A 16,015-nucleotide genomic window follows, 5' to 3' on the forward strand; every position below is an offset into this window, starting at 1 on the left:
CCGGCCCGTTCCCACTCGAATAGCATCGGCGCGGCAATCACCTTATGAACGCACTCAATCATTCGCGCCCGCTGGCGCTGTTCGGTCTGCTGCTGGCCAACCTCTGCTGGTCCGGTAATGCCCTTGTGGCTCGCGCCTTCGCGGGTGAAATCGCCCCGTTCACCCTGTCGTTCTGGCGCTGGTGCCTGGCTCTTGTGCTGCTGCTGCCGTTCGTCGCCATGCCGCTGTGGCGTCATCGCGCGGCGGTCTGCCACGCCGGCTGGCGCCTACTGGTGCTTGGCGGCCTGGGGATCGCCGGCTACAACTCATTGCTCTACAGCGCCGCCCAGACCACGGCGGCGATCAACATTTCGCTAGTCAACACCTGTCTGCCGCTGGTGACTTTCATCGGTGCAGGGCTGTTGCTCAATGAATGGCCGGCGCGCCGTGCCTGGTGGGGCATGCTGGTGGCCGTGGCGGGGTTGGCGGTGTTGATCAGCCAGGGGCAATGGAGCCGACTGGCCAGCCTGTCCTTCAACCAGGGCGACCTGATCATGCTGCTGGCGGTGGTCGACTGGGCGCTGTACTCACTGCTGCTGCGGCGCTGGTCGGCGTACCTGCAGCCGATTCCGCCACTGGCTTTGCTCGGGGTTTTCATCCTGTTCGGCGTGCCGCTGATCCTGCCTTTCTACCTCTATGAACTGAGCCAGGGCACACACCTGACGCTCAATGCCGCCAATCTCTCGGCCATCGCCTACACAGCGGTATTCGCCTCGCTGCTGGCCTACCTGGCCTGGAACCATGGCATCCGTGTGATCGGCGCGGCCAAGGCGGCGCTGACCAACTACGTGATGCCGGTATTCACCGCGTTTCTCGGCTGGGTACTGTTGAACGAGAGCCTGCAGCTCTACCACTGGCTGGGCGCGGCGATGATCTTCGGCGGCCTACTGCTGGCCACGCGGCCAGGCAAAAGCGTCTGAATAAACTCCCCTCTCCCGCTTGCGGGGAGGGGCCGGGAGAAAGGGTGCTTACTCCGGCTTCAACACCACCAAGGCCTCACCGCCTTCGCGATCGTGCATGAGGATGAAAGGCTGCCCGGCAATCATCATCTTCACTGGTACCTTGCGCGGTACCGTGGTGCCGGCGCTGATCGCTGCTGCCGTCAGCAACTGACTGGTCAGCGTGTCGTCCTGTTGCGTCTCGCTGGTCACCACGCATTCGTGGCTGACCTTCACCTGCATGCTCAGGCTCTTGTCTGCGTTGAAGCCGATGATGGCAAAACCCATGTCGGTCATTTCGGTGATGCCATGCTGCCGTGCCACGCGATGCGCCTCGGCAAAGCTCGGCGCCGTCTGCAGGCAGATATCGCGAAAGGCCTGCACCACCGGAGAGGTAACCGGCACCGGTGGCTGCGAACCCAGGTTGGCGCAGGCTCCGAGCAGAGCACAGCTGACAAGCACGGCGAGCTTTTTCATCACAGCTTCCTTAATGAAGGATCGTTCAGGGTTGCTGGCAAAGATCATGCCCCAGCACCTTTGAAGCCAGCCCCTTGGCCAGATAGGTTTCAACCACGCGGCCATCGCTGCATTCAGTCTTGTGGCCGATGGCGATACCGATGGAAAGCACGACGAATAGCGCCAGGCCGATATTCTGGATGGGCGTCATGACAGGGCTCGATTGGTAAACAAGGGGGCAGGATGAAGAGGCGGGCAGGGGATGGCAAGTGCCAAGATTCGGCTCTGGATTTATCACATCGCCAAGCCATTACTGGCATCTACCCAAACGGGCAAGGGACTGTGCAATGCAGAAGCTGATTATCATCCTGCTGCTGGGTGCTGCCTTCTGGCAGTTCTACCTGAGCAAGCCCGGCAACCCGATCATCAGCAATGTCGCCGGCGATGGCTCGGTGATGGACAACCCGGAGGTCACTCAGCCCGGCGCGTCCAGCTTCTCGATCGACAACCGGCACTCGTCGTCCTCGCTCATCCAGCCCGCAGCCCAGGTGGCTGGCAGCAGCTATCGCTGTGATGGCCGCACGCACTGCTCGCAAATGACGTCCTGCGCCGAAGCGACCTTCTTCCTGCGCAACTGCCCCGGCACCAGGATGGACGGCGACAACGATGGCGTGCCCTGTGAAGGGCAGTGGTGCGGGCGTTAGGGTAGGGTAATCGACAGGCTGCTAAGCGCGATCTGGGCGATAAGCGTCCAGGCGACTGCGCTGATAATGCCCAGCACGCTGTACCCGACAACGATGCCTATCGCGATCTGCTTCCACAGCCCGGCGAAGCGGTTGGTTTCGTTGCGGTAATGCGTTGGCATATCACGCTCCGCCCGCAGGTCGTCGAAGTCGTCTCTCGCTCTCAAGGTGCTCTCCTGGTTCATGGGCCAGCGCGCGCGGCGGCGCTGCAGCCTGCTGAGGCGGATTTTCCGGCATCGCCCGACAGCCCCGCAAGCACCGTCCGAGTGGTTGAGAGGTCAGCCGCAGGCTCAGAAATGAGCGATTCAGCGAGTCGCCACCTGCGAAGCCTAACCGCTTGATAAAACGTAAATTTATCGACGATCTGGGGTTGACAGCGGTAGGCGAGACGCGGAAAATGCGCGCCGTTGGCTACATAGCTCAGTCGGTTAGAGCGCAGCATTCATAATGCTGATGTCCCAGGTTCAAGTCCCGGTGTAGCCACCATATTTTTCAAAGGGTTAGCTTAGGCTAGCCCTTTGTCGTTTCTGGGGTAGTGACTACGAAGTGACTACACCGCGCCTACGGATTGCAAGGATGCAAGGATGCAAGGATGCAAGGATGCAAGGATGCAAGGATGCAAGGATGCAGTGATGAGACGAATTGGCCTCTGGCTATATTGGATAGGCATTTCTCTAGGAGCATTAGGGTGGGGCGGTCTTATCCTACTGGGATACGACTGCATTATTGATACCCCGGAAGCCCCTGCCGGCAAGTCAGCATTCACTTATTGCTTAGCAGTAGCAGTAACTGTACCGCAGCTCCTACTAGTCCCCGCTACGCTCCTTATCGCCATAACCATACCTTGGCAAAACCTCAAACAGTTCCGTATTGGCTTTGGCCTCGTAGTCGCCCCGACACTTCTATTGCTGACACGGTTGTATTAGCTAGGCAGCCTGATTGAGCAAGAGGAGAAAGCCGAAGTGCCGACTCCAAATGATCAGGCGACAGGTGCGCATAACGCATGGTCATGGTGATGGTCGAGTGCCCAAGGATCCGTTGTAGGCCCAGGATGTCACCACCGCCCATCATGTAATGGCTGGCGAAGGTATGGCGCAAGATGTGGGTCATTTGCCCCGGTGTATGGAAACCGCAACGTAGGTAGGCAGAGCGAAAGGCGGATCGGCAAGGCATGAACAGCCGGCCGTTTCCGGGCATTCCTACCTTTAACGCAATGTCTTCGACTTCTTTCGGGATCGGCACCGAGCGAGACTGGCGGTTCTTCGTCCGATGAAAGTGGGCCTTACCGCCGAACAGGGCACCCCGTGACAGGGATTCCGCTTCATCCCATCGGGCGCCAGTGGCCAAGCAGATCAGCGCAACCGGATAGGTATGGTTGTTGGTCGAGCGCTTGCACTCTTCCAGCAGTTGTTCGACCTGTTGCAGTGTCAGAAACGTCAGCTCGGTCTGATCTGTCTTAATCTGACGAACCTTGGCCAACGGGTTGTTGCCGACCCAGGCACCCAGGCGGATCAGTTCGGAGAAGACCGCCGACAGGTAGCGCTGTTCATGGTTGACGGTGTGCGGGCTGACATCCTTGAGGCGTGTCTGGCGATAGCGTGCCCAGGCGAGGGCATCGAAGTTGGAAGCCATCGGGTTGCCGAGGCGTTCGACCGTGGCCAGGGTGCGTGCAAGACGATGCTTGGCATCCTTGAGCGAGCAGCCGTGCAGGTCATGCCAGAGCGTCACCAGATCAGACAGCCGATCATCGAGCGGCCGGCCGGTGCTGTTCAGGCTGGCGAAAAACTCCGATTCATAGCGCTGGGCTGCGGCCTTGGTCTTGAAACCCTTCTTGCGGATGCGGCGACCCGAGCGGCCATTTTCGTAGAAGTCAGCGGTCCAAGTGTTGCCGTCTTTCCTGGCCGTCATACAGCACGCCCCCAACGAACATGGCGTTCTTCCAGGATGCCCTTAATGTGTTTATACAGCCCGTCTTCATCCATGCCCTTGGCGGCATAGTGGTCGCGGATTACCGGCCAGCATTCCCAATCCTTGAGCCGGTGAAATGCTCGTCTAGCGCCCACTCGCTCCCGTGCCAGCAGGCTGACGAAGTTTCCCAGGAATAGCTCGACGTTCTTCCCCGAGAAGCCTCGCGAGGTCTTGTAATGGCGCTTGTACTCGGTTTCATCCACCAGGGAATCCACCGGCAGATCCACGCGCACATCGTCACGGATCAGCGTCCAGATGGGTTCGAAATAACCAGGGCGAGCCAGCAACTTGAACTGACGCAGGCCATAGCGCCACAGGCCATCTAGATGCGGTGCAAAAGCGGCATAGCTGTTGGTTTCGATGGTTTCGCCGCTGTGCAGGTCAAACGAGCCTGAGGCGAATTGCTGAATCACCGAGTGGTGATAGCGCAGCTCGACACGCCACACGTCTTGTTCGGGGTTGTAGTTGTCCGGGTCGGCTTCATCGAAGCTGTCGCGACGCTTCCAGACGTTTTCCCAATAGTCGAGCTTGTCGATGGAGCGGGCTTGTTCGGTCTTGTTGTAGATACCGAGCTGGACGCCACCGGCAGAGCCGAACAGGTAGGACTGGCCTTTGCCGTAGGTGGCAGACTCCAGGGTCCACTGAATTTCCTTGATGCCGGAGATATCACGGGCAGCACGTGCGCGGCAGTGCATGCGGGCGACCAGATCAGCAGGCGGTTGCCATCCTTGCAGGTCTAGCGCGAGGTGAACGGCGCACTGGTTGCGCTCGACATTAGTCAGTACGTGGCTGGCGTAGTAGTCCAGGCGTTCCTGCAAGCGCTCGGGGCAGAACTGGTCGATAGCGTGGGGCGACACTTCGATTTTCAGGTGGGGCCCGATGTTCTCGATTTTGGCGTTGAAGTTCTTCACCAGCAGGATGATGCCCAGGTCAGCGTTCTGCAGCTTGTACTGGTAGCCGGAATCCTTGCTGACACGACCCGAGTGCCAACGTTGGCCAGCGAAATCGACGATGGTGCCGGGCTTCTCGAACAGGCACATGATTTCCGGGCGGATCAGGCCACGGTACAACTGGCGGACGGTATCGACGCTACAGGCCAGGATTCGGACGTTGGACAGATCCACGAAACCACCCGCTCGAGGATCACAGAACAGACGACTTTTTGGGTCTTCTTTCCCGGTCTCAATATCAATGCGGTAGTAGTCCTTTGGTGCGCTCATTCTCTGTATCTCTCTGGTGTAACGTGGGTGCTAAAATTGGTTTATCTGACGTGCTACAGGGACGTCACCGGCGCGCGCCCGCGCGGGTCCCACCCGCAAGCGGGTGCCCTCCCGCGCGGCGTCTAGCCGGGTGACGTCATGAATTTCACGCAGGCGCAAGCAAGCTCCCCACTCTGGCCTTGGCCAAAGTAGGGACATGCGATTGAAGGCGTTACGGCAGCAGTTGGAAGATGCCGATGACCAGCAGTGCTGCAGCGACGAAGAAGTAGATGGCCAGCCTGAAAGGTGGCCCGGCGTTCTCTCGACGTGAGTCGAGGATTTCCTGAGCTTGCAGGTGGACGTATGACGGAGGTGTTCGGCGCTTGGACGGCGCTGGCTTTGGCTGCTCAGGCTGTCGTGGCGGGACTTTATCCTTGGCGCTGAAATTGTCCCATGAGGACTTTTGACCTCTACGGCGCAACTCTTCGCGATACCACTCGCGGTCTTCCAGACCCATAGGGACCTCCTATCCATTACCTGGCACCTTGCCAGCTAAGCCTACCTTGGGTGCATCGCAGACGGAATACCCAATATCGACGCCTTCGAAGCGCAGCGATATGACGCAATCTGAATGGTAGTTGAGCTGGTAGCCCGCCTGGGTGAGGTCCGCGAAGCTGACAGTGGTGATGGGCTGCCCGTTCTGACTGACACGCATCAGCCCCTTGATCACTTCGTGCCCGTCCCGGTTGCCGTGCATGATAGCCGCGATGTGCAGGCCATAGCCTTGCCAGGGGTGGGAGCGCTTGCCCTTGGCGTGATCTTCCCGCGCGGCCTGAGCGGTCTGCTCTGGTGCAGGCCTTTCATCAGGCACCGGCTGTTCATCGGGGGCTTCGTGGTGCTGTTCTGGTGCCGGCTCTTTTGCTTTGGGGCGAAATGGGTGCTGGAGGTTGGGCACCATGAACACCAGTATCAGCAGGCAGAGAGCGGCACCTTTGAACGTCCAGTGCTTCCAGAGTGGTGTCACGTCGGAAGCGGCCAACTCTTCGCCGCCACCTTTGGTGTGCGAGCGGTACAGCTTGAAGTACTTGGGGTCGTAACGCCGGACGGTTTCGTTAACGACTTCGCCGCGAATGCCGTCCTGTACCTTGCGGATGTAGGCACTGTTGCTACCGAAAGCGGTGGCTTTGCGCACCCGGTAGATCAGTTGCATGTTGTCGACGATGGCTTTGGAGATCTTGCCGTAGCTCTGGGTGATCAGGAGCACGTCGGCCGATTCATGGCGGTGTTCGGCGAACCACTCTTCGACCTGCTGGCTGGTCTTACCGCGCGGAAAGACCTTGTGGCATTCATCGATGACGTACAGCGGCCCGGTGCCTGTTTCAGGGTGTCGCCAGTCGTCACCAAAATGGTCGACGCGGGAGAAGGCGCGGACGTTGCCCTGATCGCGGCGTAGCTCCAGGAGGTCGATGGCGCCCGGGCAGATCGCTTCGAAGTAATCGACGTTCAGCGGCAGGTTGGTGATGACCTTACGGCCCTTGTTGAGCGCAGGCAGGACGTGGAAGACGCAGGCTTCATAGGACTTGCCGCCGCCAGAGGGCCCCATCAGGAGGTTCTGCATATCAGGACCCCCAGCGCACGAATGGGATGGTCTGCAGGGCGAAGCGGATTACCAGCGCTGCGACGATGATGGCGATGGCCTGAGGGATCTTGACCAGGCCGAGCATGTTGGCCACGTCGGCCGGGATCATGGCGTAGTAGGTGCTGGGGTCGAAGGGTATGGCGATGGCGTTCAGGGCGCCGATAGCGATGCCCAACAACGCATCGAAACCCCAGCAGCCGAGGTCGGTGATGATGTTCCATAGATCAGCAAAGACCTGCTTGAACACAGCCAGCAGCCACTTGGCGAAATTGGCGACCTTTTCCAGGATGGCGGAGAAGAAGCGAAAGATACCGGCCATGTCAGCCCCCGAAGATCAGTGCGCGCGAAGTGAACAAGGCGGTGACCATGAAGATGATCCCGATGAACTCGAAGACGTAGCAGGCCACGTCGAAGCCGTGCTGGCCGAAGTTGATGTAGCCAAGGTCGAAACCGAGGCCATAGGCCGGGCAACTGCCGGAGAAGTTGGGCACGAATGACTGGAGAAAGCTGATGAAGGCGCTGGCGTCTATTTCGGCCTTGCGGCTCTGCCAAACTCCCTCTAGACCATCTGGGTATTTTTGTTCGTAGAATGGTTCGACTTCAGGAAAATCTGAGTCGCTGAAGTCACCCTCGAAGTCTTCCTCGCTGGGCTCTTCGGTCGGCTCTTCATCCGGCTGATTATCTGTTGTTTCCTCGACAGTGGTTTCTCCGTCCTTTGTCGTTTCTGTCTTAGTAGTAGTGCTGTAGTCGTAATAGTTGTCGCCGTAGTTATACGTGTAGGTGTTCTGACTAGTCGTCGTCGTTGTAGAGGTGGCGCCATTTGGACTAGTAGTTGTCGTGGTAGTGCTGGTCTTCGGGCCAACCTGCGATGCGGGCCCCATCAACTGACGACGCTCTACGAGGCTTTCGTAGCATCCAGCGGGATTGTTAGAGCCGTTGCAGGAGGCTTTGATCAGATCGCGGAGCCATTCGGAGTTCTGAACAGAAGCAAGAGCATCCTTTAGCAACTGATCATCAGCAGGGGAAAAAGGATCAGGAGGCGGAAACGGCTGCGCAGTTGCATGACAAGTATAGTTGGAAGGATTAATGCCATGAGGGCAGTCAAAATTAGAACGATAAATAGTCTCTAGTAAACCGTAGGAGTTCCAGCACCCAGCAACAGTATCATTAGCACCAAGCGGCTCAGACGAGCCATTCTTGCGAACTTGATAAAAGCCAGAATTACCACGACGGCATGCCTCTATAGCAGAACCCGCGCGATACGTTGATCCGCCTCGATTCGAATGCCAAAAAGTACCAGTAGTTACTATCTCTGGGGCATTAGACTTAACCAACTCCCCCGTCTGCGGATCAAAACTAGCACCGGGAATTTGATCAATAGCCCACATAACGGCGGCTGTAGCAGCAACACTCGCAACACCGCCTTTAAGTGTGTTTACAGCAAGATTCGCAATAGCAGACTTTGGAATTACTACGGCAGGCTTAATGGTGACAGCTTGCTTAGTTCTAACGGACCCGCCAATGCCACCACCGGGACCGTTAGCCGCTCCCGAGCCAATGTTGCCGCTAGTCAGCAGGCTCTTAGCTTCGTGACGGTCAACATAGTCTTGACCGTAGAAAGCGACAGCTCCGGCGGGGACGCTTATGGTGCCAGTTGTGGCAGTCTGCCCATTAACGATGTCGCGAGCAGTTTGCGCATGATTGACCGTCTTGCGCGTAGCGGAATAGACCTCGGTGCTGACGAGGATCAGGCCAGCGATCAGAAGCGTGATTTGAATCCAGCGATTGCTGCCCATGCGCCTAGCACTCCGGCATGGAAGACCAGGGCGTAAACGAGTGTGGCCAGGTCTTCGGAGGTGAATACGAGCGGTTCCATAAAGTCGAAGGGAGCCTTGCGGCCCCCTCCCTCCGGCCTTTAGGCCTTTTTCACACCACGTTTGCCCAGGTCGATGCCTTTGAAGGCCATGGCGATGCCGATGATGGCAACGCCAGCAGTGCCAACCCAGGTGGCGACGGTGGAAAAATCAACAGCAGCGAAGATGGCTTCCATCTCGTGTTTCCTCTTTCAGAGTTTTCGGAGTGCGGAGAGCACCGCACCGACTTTCAGCCCCACCATGTAGAACCCCAGGGTCAAGGCGAACCCGGAGCCGTACACGGCGGCGACTGCTTCGGCTGTAACCATTGCTGATCACCTCCAAAGAACGGCCCGACTACTCAGCCAGGCTGGGGTCGCGGACGACCTCAGCCATGGCGATGCAATCGGGACAGATGACGAGGGCGGGCGCCTTGTTCAGATCGGGCAGCAGGTCGGGCTGGGGGGCGGACTGGTTGTAGAGCTGGCCCATGGGCTGCCCACAGCAGTCGCACAGCACGCGATCAACGATCAGCACGGCGGCGCCCTCCCGTCAGGCCTTGGCCGCGTCCGGCTGGGCGCCGGTCGGCTTGGGCTGTTGTTGGGTGGCTTGCGTGGCGGCAGGCTTGGCGGCCTGAGCGGGCTTGGCCGACTCGACGTGCAGGACGATGAACTTGCCGGCGTTCTTGGAGCCGCGTTCGATCTCGACGGTTACGCGGGCGGTTTCGAGCACGTCGAGACCTTTGCAGGCGCCCCATACTTCTTCGCGAACGTCTTCGGATACCTGCATCGAGAGCAGGGAGACGCCAAGGTCCTTTTCGCCGTCCGGTTCGTCGCCCAGGTACAGCTTGACCAGATCCACGTTGTCGAACTTCACGCGCTCAGCGCTGATGAATGCCAGTTCCATAGTGGTGCGTGCCATGTTGTGTTACCTCGCTTAGTTGCGCCTTATTGCGCGGATTTACCTTTCAGCAGGCCGAGCGAGTCCACGCGGGCAAACTTTCGTTTTTGCCCGAGAGTGGGGTTCTCAACTTGCCGGGGTTTCAGTTGCCGCTTGTGCAGCCTGTTAGTTCGTTAACACCAAGGGCCGCGCCCTTGTCATCCCGTTTCGCCACCGTCGCCCGCGACTGGCGGTGATTGCGCGGTTCGGTCAGGGAGGCCGGGGTGGCCAGTCACGGACGCCGGAGGCGATTGCTCAGATGGCTTATTAGCCACACTGAAGAGGCGATTGATATCAAGCAGGAAGAGAACGCAGAGCGTGAGTAACCAGCCGATAAAGAGGAGCGATTCGAAAGTGATCATGCGCTCACCCCACCAGTTCGAACGGTTCGCGCAGAGGCACGAAGGGCGTTGGTTTGCCGGTGTCGAGCACAACGTGCCAGTACTTCGGCGGTCGGCTCGGTGGCGTGTGTTTCTCGCAGGTATAGGCCGGCGTAACGTGGGTCCGACCATTTACCTTGGACCATTGCGCGGGGCGGCACTCGGTGCATGGTGTGGATCGGCAGGTAGCCGATGGAGACGATGCTGGGAGAGTCGACCAGTTTCGATTGACGTAGCACACAGAGCAGTCGCAGTTCGCGGGGTGCGGCTGGTGCAGGTACTGGCTCAGGCTTTTCATTGGTCGCCTCCAGGGTTTGAGACTTCCCATGAACAGGATCGACAACGTAGTAGCCGGGCATATGGATCACGCCAGTCATTGATTCAGCAGCCAGTTCAGCTTTGTGGCGTTTGAACCACACTGACGTAGGCATGTATGGCCCAGCGTTACGAGCATCGGGAAAGTTCAGATTTGCGGAGTACAGAGCCGCACTCCGAAGCAGGCGATTGAGCCGAAGAAATTCAGGTGCAGAGATATAGCCCTCAGTCAGCCCACGATTGATCAGCGATGAGGCTTCCGTCAGCGAGTCACCCTCTGTGCCATGTGGATCATTGGAAAGGCGAACCTCAGTAAGCGCACAGAGCAGGCGCCAGAGGAAGTTTTGGTAGTCCATGACTGGCTTAGTCATCGCTGTAATCCCCCGCGCAGAAGATGGTTTTGCCTCGGTCGAGGTCGCGGCGGATGCGGTGCAGGTTGATGACGCGGTGACGGCCGATTTTCACGGTCGGGACGGTGTGGCTTTCGATCCAGCCGCGCACCACGTCTTCGGTGATTTGCTCAGTGCCCAGAAGCTGAGCCAGCACGTATTTCGTGCAGAACGGTGCGTCGCGGAAATCCGTTACGCGTTGGGCGTCTCCCGAAATCGAAAGCCCCACTACACCAGACTGTTCCATGCGAATGTCCTATAATTGCCTGACAGACCAACTAAGTAATATTTACTAGGTAGCCCCATTGTCGGGCGCTTTCCTACTAAGTACAAGCTACTAAGTAGAATTTTTAGGAATGATAAGAGATCGGCTTATAAGCCTTTTCGACAGTAAGCGGACGAGCGTCTGGTTTGAGAAGGAGACCGGCATCGACCGATACCGGTGGGGAAACATCCGTAGCGGTAAGGCACGACTGTCTGACGCCGAGATAGATGCCGTCGTGAAGGTATTTCCTCAGTATTCTCTATGGCTGGTCAGCGGCGAGATCGCGCCGGAGATAGGCCAGACCAGCCCCGAATTCGACGAAGCCAACCGAAACTTGGCCAATCCAAACGCGGGATAGCGATCACACAGGAAGTTACTAGGCGCTGGTACGCCCGAAGGAATAGCGGCAAGGAGTAGAGGTATGGGACGCCAAGTGGCCGCCGCGGTCATTTATCGGGACGGAAAGATCCTGATCACTCGCCGAGCCCCAGGCGAGAAACTAGCGGGCATGTGGGAGTTCCCGGGCGGAAAGCTCGAAGCTGACGAAACCCCGCAAGCTTGCATCATCCGTGAGCTGCACGAAGAGCTTGGCGTCGAATCGGATGCCGGCGAGATCCTCACCACGTCTATCTACACATACCCGGGCGGCACCATCGAGTTGATTGCAGTGGTGGTCGAGCTGCGGTCTACCGCTCTCAAGCTCCAGGTGCACGATCTGGCTGAGTGGGTCCCGCCTAATGAACTGCTGGGCTATGAATTAGCCCCCGCAGACATTCCGATTGCCGAAGAGATCATCCGCACGTATGGCTAGCTTCATGCCGCCAGTACCTGGCGCAACGCTCAATAATGACGAGCTCACAGCGACCTTTCTTTGCAGCGGACAAGGTGGCATGCGCCGGTCCAAGCGCACCAATACGTTGGTTATCGTCTCGAACCATGTCGAGTCGGTGTATGACGATCGTTGGATAAACGACGTGCTGCATTACACCGGCATGGGGCAGGTTGGCCCCCAGTCGCTTGAATTCAATCAGAACAGGACGCTGAACGAATCGCCTACCAACGGCGTAGCGGTCCATCTGTTCGAGGTTTTCACCAAGCGCGTATACACCTACATCGGTGAAGTTGTTCTGGCCGGCAAGCCTTATCAAGAGCAGCAGCTAGATGCAGAGGGCAACAACCGACCGGTATGGGTGTTCCCGTTGCGGTTGAAGGCAGGCAGCTTGCCTGAGATACCTGATACCACGCTGAAAGCGCTGGACCAGGTTAAAGAGAAACAAGCTCGCTACCTAAGCGACACCGAAGTCGAGAAACTGGCCAAGCAGCAGGGGCAGGCAAAGGTAGGAACGCGCACCGTTAGCGCCACTCAGCATCAGCGCTCGGCATGGGTCGCCGAGAATGCAAGACGTCGAGCCAAAGGCCATTGTGAGCTATGTGGAGAGCCGGCACCGTTTAAGCGGAAGGATGGTAGCCCTTACCTGGAGGCACACCATATCGAGTGGCTGGCTAACGGCGGAGCGGACATAGTGGAGAACACCGTGGCACTTTGTCCTAACTGTCACCGAAAAATGCATGTTGTTAACAGCGAGTCTGATCGGACCATTCTCAAAATGAAAACAAGCCTGGAGCATGCCACTTAATTGAGGGCGATATGAAAGGCTGTGTTGGTGTTTGTAAATGAGGAGTAAAAATATTTAGTCGGAATAAGAGCGGTCAATCTGCCTCTATGCCGTCTTCGAAAGACGCAAAACCACCGGAGCTATATTTCTGAGCTACATGGTAGGGGAGTATATTTTCGATATAGAAATAAAAGCCTCGCCAAGTATACGCTACAAAGAATAAGAAAAGAAAAATGAAGAGGGCAAGGTTTGGAAGAGTGAAATTCAGGCCTAGCATCGTAGAAAAAGCAGCTCCCAAAATAATCTGGGAGGTAGTTCTTTTTCGTGAGTATGCCGCTCTTTTTTGAGAGAGTTTTGCTTCTGCATCCTTTCCAAGGAAAAACATTGCTAATGGTGACTTTTGCTTGAGCTGAAGTAGGATTTTATTTGACTCAATCATATGAGAGTCAAAGTCGTCACGCAGAGAGAACAGGAAAAATAGTCCCTCGGACATTTCCTTGGCAAGCCACGATAGGACAAAAACAAAAATAAATGACGCAAAAAGCTCTAGAATGCTAAATGTAGAGAAAATTCCAGAGCTGAAGTCTATTGCGTCATTTATTTTTACTTTAGAGAGTCCGTCAATAAGGTTTGTTTCTTCTAGAGTGTAGAAGATATGCCAGGAAACTACGAAAAAAAACCAGCAAAGTATATTGGCGAGCGTGAGCGCTTCATCAAGCTCGCCTTTGAATTTGTCTTTGCAGAGTTCCGTCAGTTGCTCAATCATACGAGTGACAAAAAGAATATGTCTCCGGCTTTAGCGTCATATGCTCCGCCCTCGAAGATTGGACAGCCAAGGAAATGCATTGGTTCAGGTAAGCCAAGATATTTCTTGATGGATTGAAATTCAAAGTCGTTGGCAAAATGAAGTTTTGATTGCTTGGAGCTTGATATGTTAAATATTGTACCGGTTCCGTTCTTGTGATCTAGTTCGGTTACTCTTACTGAGAAAATCAGAGGTTCTCCAAGAGATCGCTTGGATATGAATTGGTGGAAGTTTTCGCTCGAGACCCTGTTGAATGTGAATGTTGAGCTTTGTTCCCCGCCAATACCTAGCTCTACAACGCTGTTGCCTGCGCCGGGAGTCCGAACAATACTGGCTATCATATCAATTTCTTTATTTATCGCGCGATCGCCGTATGGGTTTTCAGATGCAGTAGGAAGATAAGATTCATAGTGAATAGGATCAATGATACCTTTGCTGACTTGCTCGGCGCGTAAAGCAGCTTGGTCAGCAAGTGATCCTAGGTTGGAAAGAGACTGAATTTTGGCCTTTTCTGTTGCTGGAGAAATGGCACGCACCATTCGTGTCAAAGTCTTTTTTATCAAAGGACTGTCGTTGATGAAGTCGATAATATAACCGCCTTCTTGAGGGGCGCGCGACCAGAATTCAGTCGCTTCGTAGTCCTCGTGAGCCATACGTGCGCCTTTCCACACCTCTCCATATTTAGTGTCAAGGTAAGCACGGTTAATTGCGGCCTGTAAATGGAACAGACCTTTGCCTAAAGTACGAAGTGAAACTCGGTGGTCTCTGGTAATGTCCCCATCAAAGTGAAGTAATATCTGTCCCATATTTATTCCATTAGTATTGATAGCTGCCTGGCTGTTAGGGTTCGATAGCTTTAAGGTTATTTAATTTTTACGATCATGTTGATCGATAGCGCTTTACTGGTGTGAAAATAAAGCTTATAGAAATACGGATTGGCAATAGCCCGAACCAAAATGAAAGGCTTGGAGTTATTGAAAAGAGCGCGCAGTGGGTAGGAGGTAAATCGCTCATGGTTTCCTTACCTATCATCAGGCCACAAAATAGGCAAATGGCCAGCATGACTAAAGCTATCCGCTCAGCGGGATAACGTAAAGAGGTTAGGGTGACTACATTGGTCGAATTTTCTGGAAAGGACTGGTCTAGCCAGCTTGGCGGAGGTCTGAAAACCCCGTTTTATGGGGCCTTCTGGCTCGGCGGGGCGGTTCGTAGCGGATTCATAATGCTGATGTCCCAGGTTCAAGTCCCGGTGTAGCCACCATATACTTCAAGGGGTTAGCGCAAGCTAGCCCCTTTTTATTTGGGCCGGTGTCCCCGAACTGTCCCTTTCTTGTCCCAGCCTACGACTGTCCTGATAAGCGATCTGGTATTGCATCCATGCTGTCGCATATCTCCTCAAGAAGCTCAGAGAATGCACTCATAGCGGTCACCACTTTTTGGTACTCAGAAAGGCTAGCTGAGCATGCATCGCTGAGAGGAAACGGTTCCAGCACCCCCATCGTATAGCTCACACATTTCTTGGTCGGATGATCTACGAGTAGGTACTCGCCACACGGTTGTTTCACGGTCTCTTGCCAGGGCTCAATTGAACGAACTGCACGCATGATTTGCCCGACCATGAGTCTAGGAGCAAATGAGTGAACAGATAGGTCGCGGAAATTGCGACTAAGCTTTCGATAAGCCGAATCATTCATCGTATCCAGAGCAGCCAGAAACACATTAAATCGTGTCCAGCGCTGACCAAGGCGAATGACTTGCTTTCTGCGATCAGAGCGTCGGAGCCCTTGTCCGGGCCTCAAACCATCTTGATCAAGTCGATCAACGTAGCTTGGATCTACAAGGCAGTTGGCCTGATGTAAAAGTGTTTCTGTAAGAAGCATCAGGCGATCACTGACTGCACTAGGTTGATGCATGCAGAAGAAAGCTAGCGGCTTAACGAAGTGATGCAGCAGTTGCCACTTGTCTTCATCCTTCTCAAAAGACTCAACAACGGCATTCCATGCGTGCCAGTCTCGCAGGTATTTCCCCCAGGCATTTATCGTATTGATAGTTTCCTGAATTTCAGCAGCGGCGCCCCAAGACCAAGCAAAGTTGCCATTGGCTGCGCGTGCTCGTTTCACTGCCTCGTAGCCCACCAAGCCAGGAGTCCCGCAAGTGTTCGCAAGAAGCTGCTTGTAAAATCGCTCCATGGCTTCAGTGGTGAGGTTTCGCCATGAGATCCAGCCTTCACTATTGGCGAAATTCTCCTCCGGCTGACCGGACGAGCTGGCGGAGTCTTCAGTCATAACGCAACCAAAATTGCAGTTCAAAGAAGGCTTAACTCTGTCGTGCTTTCCGACTAACCGCAAGAATCCACCCACAGGAAAAGCAGAGAAGATCGTTACGAACTGGTTCACCAGTCTCAAGACGTCTCAAGCAAAACCAGTGTGGTAGCGAAGTAATCCGGCAACTCCCCACCCCAAAAACAACAA

21 protein-coding genes and 1 tRNA gene are annotated in these 16,015 nt (G+C 55.7%); 5 read left to right on the top strand and 17 right to left on the bottom strand.

The window, feature by feature from the left end; all coding sequences use genetic code 11:
* Positions 1-44: 44 nt before the first annotated feature.
* The gene (locus EL191_RS05525; RefSeq protein ID WP_041977087.1) at positions 45-959 is read left to right on the top strand and encodes a DMT family transporter; all 915 of its coding nucleotides are present in this window, start codon (positions 45-47) and stop codon (positions 957-959) included.
* Between the two features lie 48 nt (positions 960-1,007).
* Here EL191_RS05525 and EL191_RS05530 read toward each other — a convergent pair whose 3' ends face one another.
* Together EL191_RS05530 and EL191_RS24385 are read right to left on the bottom strand one after the other, a co-directional pair.
* Positions 1,008-1,454: a hypothetical protein gene (locus EL191_RS05530; RefSeq protein ID WP_041977090.1), complete on the bottom strand. Its 447-nt coding sequence runs from the start codon at positions 1,452-1,454 to the stop codon at positions 1,008-1,010.
* Positions 1,455-1,479: 25 nt separating this feature from the next.
* Entirely contained in the window at positions 1,480-1,644 is a 165-nt protein-coding gene (locus tag EL191_RS24385; RefSeq protein ID WP_013714230.1) for a hypothetical protein, read from the bottom strand.
* A 136-nt stretch (positions 1,645-1,780) separates the two neighbouring features.
* On the opposite strand from EL191_RS24385, the gene EL191_RS05535 reads away from it, so the two are divergent.
* The gene (locus EL191_RS05535) at positions 1,781-2,137 is read left to right on the top strand and encodes an excalibur calcium-binding domain-containing protein (RefSeq protein WP_041977091.1); all 357 of its coding nucleotides are present in this window, start codon (positions 1,781-1,783) and stop codon (positions 2,135-2,137) included.
* Here EL191_RS05535 and EL191_RS05540 read toward each other — a convergent pair.
* Positions 2,134-2,361, bottom strand: coding sequence for a hypothetical protein (locus tag EL191_RS05540; RefSeq protein ID WP_041977094.1), 228 nt, complete (start codon positions 2,359-2,361; stop codon positions 2,134-2,136). The genes EL191_RS05535 and EL191_RS05540 overlap by 4 nt on opposite strands.
* A 224-nt stretch (positions 2,362-2,585) precedes the next feature.
* On the opposite strand from EL191_RS05540, the gene EL191_RS05545 reads away from it, so the two are divergent.
* Positions 2,586-2,662 (top strand) — tRNA-Met (locus tag EL191_RS05545).
* Between the two features lie 369 nt (positions 2,663-3,031).
* Here the strand turns inward: EL191_RS05545 and EL191_RS05550 are convergent.
* The 11 genes from EL191_RS05550 to EL191_RS05595 all read right to left on the bottom strand — a co-directional run bounded on the left by EL191_RS05550 (position 3,032) and on the right by EL191_RS05595 (position 11,105).
* Positions 3,032-4,084 carry a phage integrase gene (locus EL191_RS05550; protein WP_041977097.1) on the bottom strand — a complete coding sequence of 351 codons (1,053 nt, stop codon included), beginning with the start codon at positions 4,082-4,084 and terminating at the stop codon, positions 3,032-3,034.
* Positions 4,081-5,364, bottom strand: a complete 1,284-nt coding sequence (locus EL191_RS05555; RefSeq protein WP_041977100.1) for a hypothetical protein — start codon at positions 5,362-5,364, stop codon at positions 4,081-4,083. The genes EL191_RS05550 and EL191_RS05555 overlap by 4 nt, the downstream gene beginning before the upstream one ends.
* A 211-nt stretch (positions 5,365-5,575) precedes the next feature.
* The gene (locus EL191_RS05560) at positions 5,576-5,860 is read right to left on the bottom strand and encodes a hypothetical protein (RefSeq protein ID WP_041977102.1); all 285 of its coding nucleotides are present in this window, start codon (positions 5,858-5,860) and stop codon (positions 5,576-5,578) included.
* Positions 5,861-5,869: 9 nt separating this feature from the next.
* The gene (locus EL191_RS05565) at positions 5,870-6,961 is read right to left on the bottom strand and encodes a zonular occludens toxin domain-containing protein (protein WP_052435026.1); all 1,092 of its coding nucleotides are present in this window, start codon (positions 6,959-6,961) and stop codon (positions 5,870-5,872) included.
* Between the two features lies 1 nt (position 6,962).
* Positions 6,963-7,301, bottom strand: a complete 339-nt coding sequence (locus tag EL191_RS05570; protein WP_041977105.1) for a DUF2523 family protein — start codon at positions 7,299-7,301, stop codon at positions 6,963-6,965.
* A 1-nt stretch (position 7,302) separates the two neighbouring features.
* Complete coding sequence (locus EL191_RS05575) at positions 7,303-8,778, bottom strand: hypothetical protein (RefSeq protein WP_126403457.1); 1,476 nt, start codon at positions 8,776-8,778, stop codon at positions 7,303-7,305.
* A 119-nt stretch (positions 8,779-8,897) separates the two neighbouring features.
* Positions 8,898-9,032 carry a membrane protein gene (locus EL191_RS24650; protein ID WP_017361248.1) on the bottom strand — a complete coding sequence of 45 codons (135 nt, stop codon included), beginning with the start codon at positions 9,030-9,032 and terminating at the stop codon, positions 8,898-8,900.
* Positions 9,033-9,192: 160 nt separating this feature from the next.
* On the bottom strand, positions 9,193-9,372 hold the full coding sequence (locus tag EL191_RS05580; RefSeq protein ID WP_017361246.1) for a hypothetical protein: 180 nt from the start codon (positions 9,370-9,372) through the stop codon (positions 9,193-9,195).
* Between the two features lie 15 nt (positions 9,373-9,387).
* Positions 9,388-9,756 (bottom strand): hypothetical protein, encoded by a 369-nt coding sequence (locus EL191_RS05585; RefSeq protein WP_041977108.1) that lies wholly within the window; start codon positions 9,754-9,756, stop codon positions 9,388-9,390.
* Positions 9,757-10,140: 384 nt separating this feature from the next.
* Complete coding sequence (gene pflM / locus EL191_RS05590) at positions 10,141-10,452, bottom strand: lysogeny maintenance protein PflM (protein ID WP_162184343.1); 312 nt, start codon at positions 10,450-10,452, stop codon at positions 10,141-10,143.
* A 380-nt stretch (positions 10,453-10,832) separates the two neighbouring features.
* Positions 10,833-11,105 carry a MerR family transcriptional regulator gene (locus EL191_RS05595; RefSeq protein ID WP_174447341.1) on the bottom strand — a complete coding sequence of 91 codons (273 nt, stop codon included), beginning with the start codon at positions 11,103-11,105 and terminating at the stop codon, positions 10,833-10,835.
* Between the two features lie 439 nt (positions 11,106-11,544).
* On the opposite strand from EL191_RS05595, the gene EL191_RS05605 reads away from it, so the two are divergent.
* Together EL191_RS05605 and EL191_RS05610 are read left to right on the top strand one after the other, a co-directional pair.
* On the top strand, positions 11,545-11,934 hold the full coding sequence (locus EL191_RS05605) for a (deoxy)nucleoside triphosphate pyrophosphohydrolase (protein WP_041977115.1): 390 nt from the start codon (positions 11,545-11,547) through the stop codon (positions 11,932-11,934).
* Positions 11,927-12,760, top strand: a complete 834-nt coding sequence (locus EL191_RS05610) for an HNH endonuclease (protein WP_041977118.1) — start codon at positions 11,927-11,929, stop codon at positions 12,758-12,760. The genes EL191_RS05605 and EL191_RS05610 overlap by 8 nt, the downstream gene beginning before the upstream one ends.
* Positions 12,761-12,833: 73 nt before the next feature.
* On the opposite strand, the gene EL191_RS05615 is transcribed toward EL191_RS05610, so the two are convergent.
* From EL191_RS05615 to EL191_RS05625, 3 genes are all read right to left on the bottom strand, one after another.
* Positions 12,834-13,505, bottom strand: a complete 672-nt coding sequence (locus EL191_RS05615; protein ID WP_041977120.1) for a hypothetical protein — start codon at positions 13,503-13,505, stop codon at positions 12,834-12,836.
* A complete protein-coding gene (locus tag EL191_RS05620) occupies positions 13,502-14,350 on the bottom strand; it encodes a hypothetical protein (protein WP_126403458.1) in 849 nt (282 codons plus the stop codon). Before EL191_RS05620 ends, EL191_RS05615 begins: the two co-directional genes overlap by 4 nt.
* Before the next feature lie 534 nt (positions 14,351-14,884).
* Entirely contained in the window at positions 14,885-15,940 is a 1,056-nt protein-coding gene (locus EL191_RS05625; RefSeq protein WP_126403459.1) for a hypothetical protein, read from the bottom strand.
* Positions 15,941-16,015: the final 75 nt, after the last annotated feature.

The organism is Pseudomonas mendocina, assembly GCF_900636545.1.
Classification (GTDB): domain Bacteria; phylum Pseudomonadota; class Gammaproteobacteria; order Pseudomonadales; family Pseudomonadaceae; genus Aquipseudomonas; species Aquipseudomonas mendocina.

Bases quoted from the DNA above. Each gene is read 5' to 3' on its own strand.
- EL191_RS05605 (WP_041977115.1), top strand. From the start codon at position 11,545: ATGGGACGCCAAGTGGCCGCCGCGGTCATTTATCGGGACGGAAAGATC.
- EL191_RS05560 (WP_041977102.1), bottom strand. From the start codon at position 5,860: ATGGGTCTGGAAGACCGCGAGTGGTATCGCGAAGAGTTGCGCCGTAGA.
- pflM (WP_162184343.1), bottom strand. From the start codon at position 10,452: ATGAAAAGCCTGAGCCAGTACCTGCACCAGCCGCACCCCGCGAACTGC.
- EL191_RS05575 (WP_126403457.1), bottom strand. From the start codon at position 8,778: ATGGGCAGCAATCGCTGGATTCAAATCACGCTTCTGATCGCTGGCCTG.
- EL191_RS05610 (WP_041977118.1), top strand. From the start codon at position 11,927: ATGGCTAGCTTCATGCCGCCAGTACCTGGCGCAACGCTCAATAATGAC.
- EL191_RS24385 (WP_013714230.1), bottom strand. From the start codon at position 1,644: ATGACGCCCATCCAGAATATCGGCCTGGCGCTATTCGTCGTGCTTTCC.
- EL191_RS05585 (WP_041977108.1), bottom strand. From the start codon at position 9,756: ATGGCACGCACCACTATGGAACTGGCATTCATCAGCGCTGAGCGCGTG.
- EL191_RS05595 (WP_174447341.1), bottom strand. From the start codon at position 11,105: ATGGAACAGTCTGGTGTAGTGGGGCTTTCGATTTCGGGAGACGCCCAA.
- EL191_RS05555 (WP_041977100.1), bottom strand. From the start codon at position 5,364: ATGAGCGCACCAAAGGACTACTACCGCATTGATATTGAGACCGGGAAA.
- EL191_RS24650 (WP_017361248.1), bottom strand. From the start codon at position 9,032: ATGGAAGCCATCTTCGCTGCTGTTGATTTTTCCACCGTCGCCACCTGG.
- EL191_RS05620 (WP_126403458.1), bottom strand. From the start codon at position 14,350: ATGGGACAGATATTACTTCACTTTGATGGGGACATTACCAGAGACCAC.
- EL191_RS05550 (WP_041977097.1), bottom strand. From the start codon at position 4,084: ATGACGGCCAGGAAAGACGGCAACACTTGGACCGCTGACTTCTACGAA.
- EL191_RS05615 (WP_041977120.1), bottom strand. From the start codon at position 13,505: ATGATTGAGCAACTGACGGAACTCTGCAAAGACAAATTCAAAGGCGAG.
- EL191_RS05570 (WP_041977105.1), bottom strand. From the start codon at position 7,301: ATGGCCGGTATCTTTCGCTTCTTCTCCGCCATCCTGGAAAAGGTCGCC.
- EL191_RS05565 (WP_052435026.1), bottom strand. From the start codon at position 6,961: ATGCAGAACCTCCTGATGGGGCCCTCTGGCGGCGGCAAGTCCTATGAA.
- EL191_RS05530 (WP_041977090.1), bottom strand. From the start codon at position 1,454: ATGAAAAAGCTCGCCGTGCTTGTCAGCTGTGCTCTGCTCGGAGCCTGC.
- EL191_RS05540 (WP_041977094.1), bottom strand. From the start codon at position 2,361: ATGAACCAGGAGAGCACCTTGAGAGCGAGAGACGACTTCGACGACCTG.
- EL191_RS05535 (WP_041977091.1), top strand. From the start codon at position 1,781: ATGCAGAAGCTGATTATCATCCTGCTGCTGGGTGCTGCCTTCTGGCAG.
- EL191_RS05525 (WP_041977087.1), top strand. From the start codon at position 45: ATGAACGCACTCAATCATTCGCGCCCGCTGGCGCTGTTCGGTCTGCTG.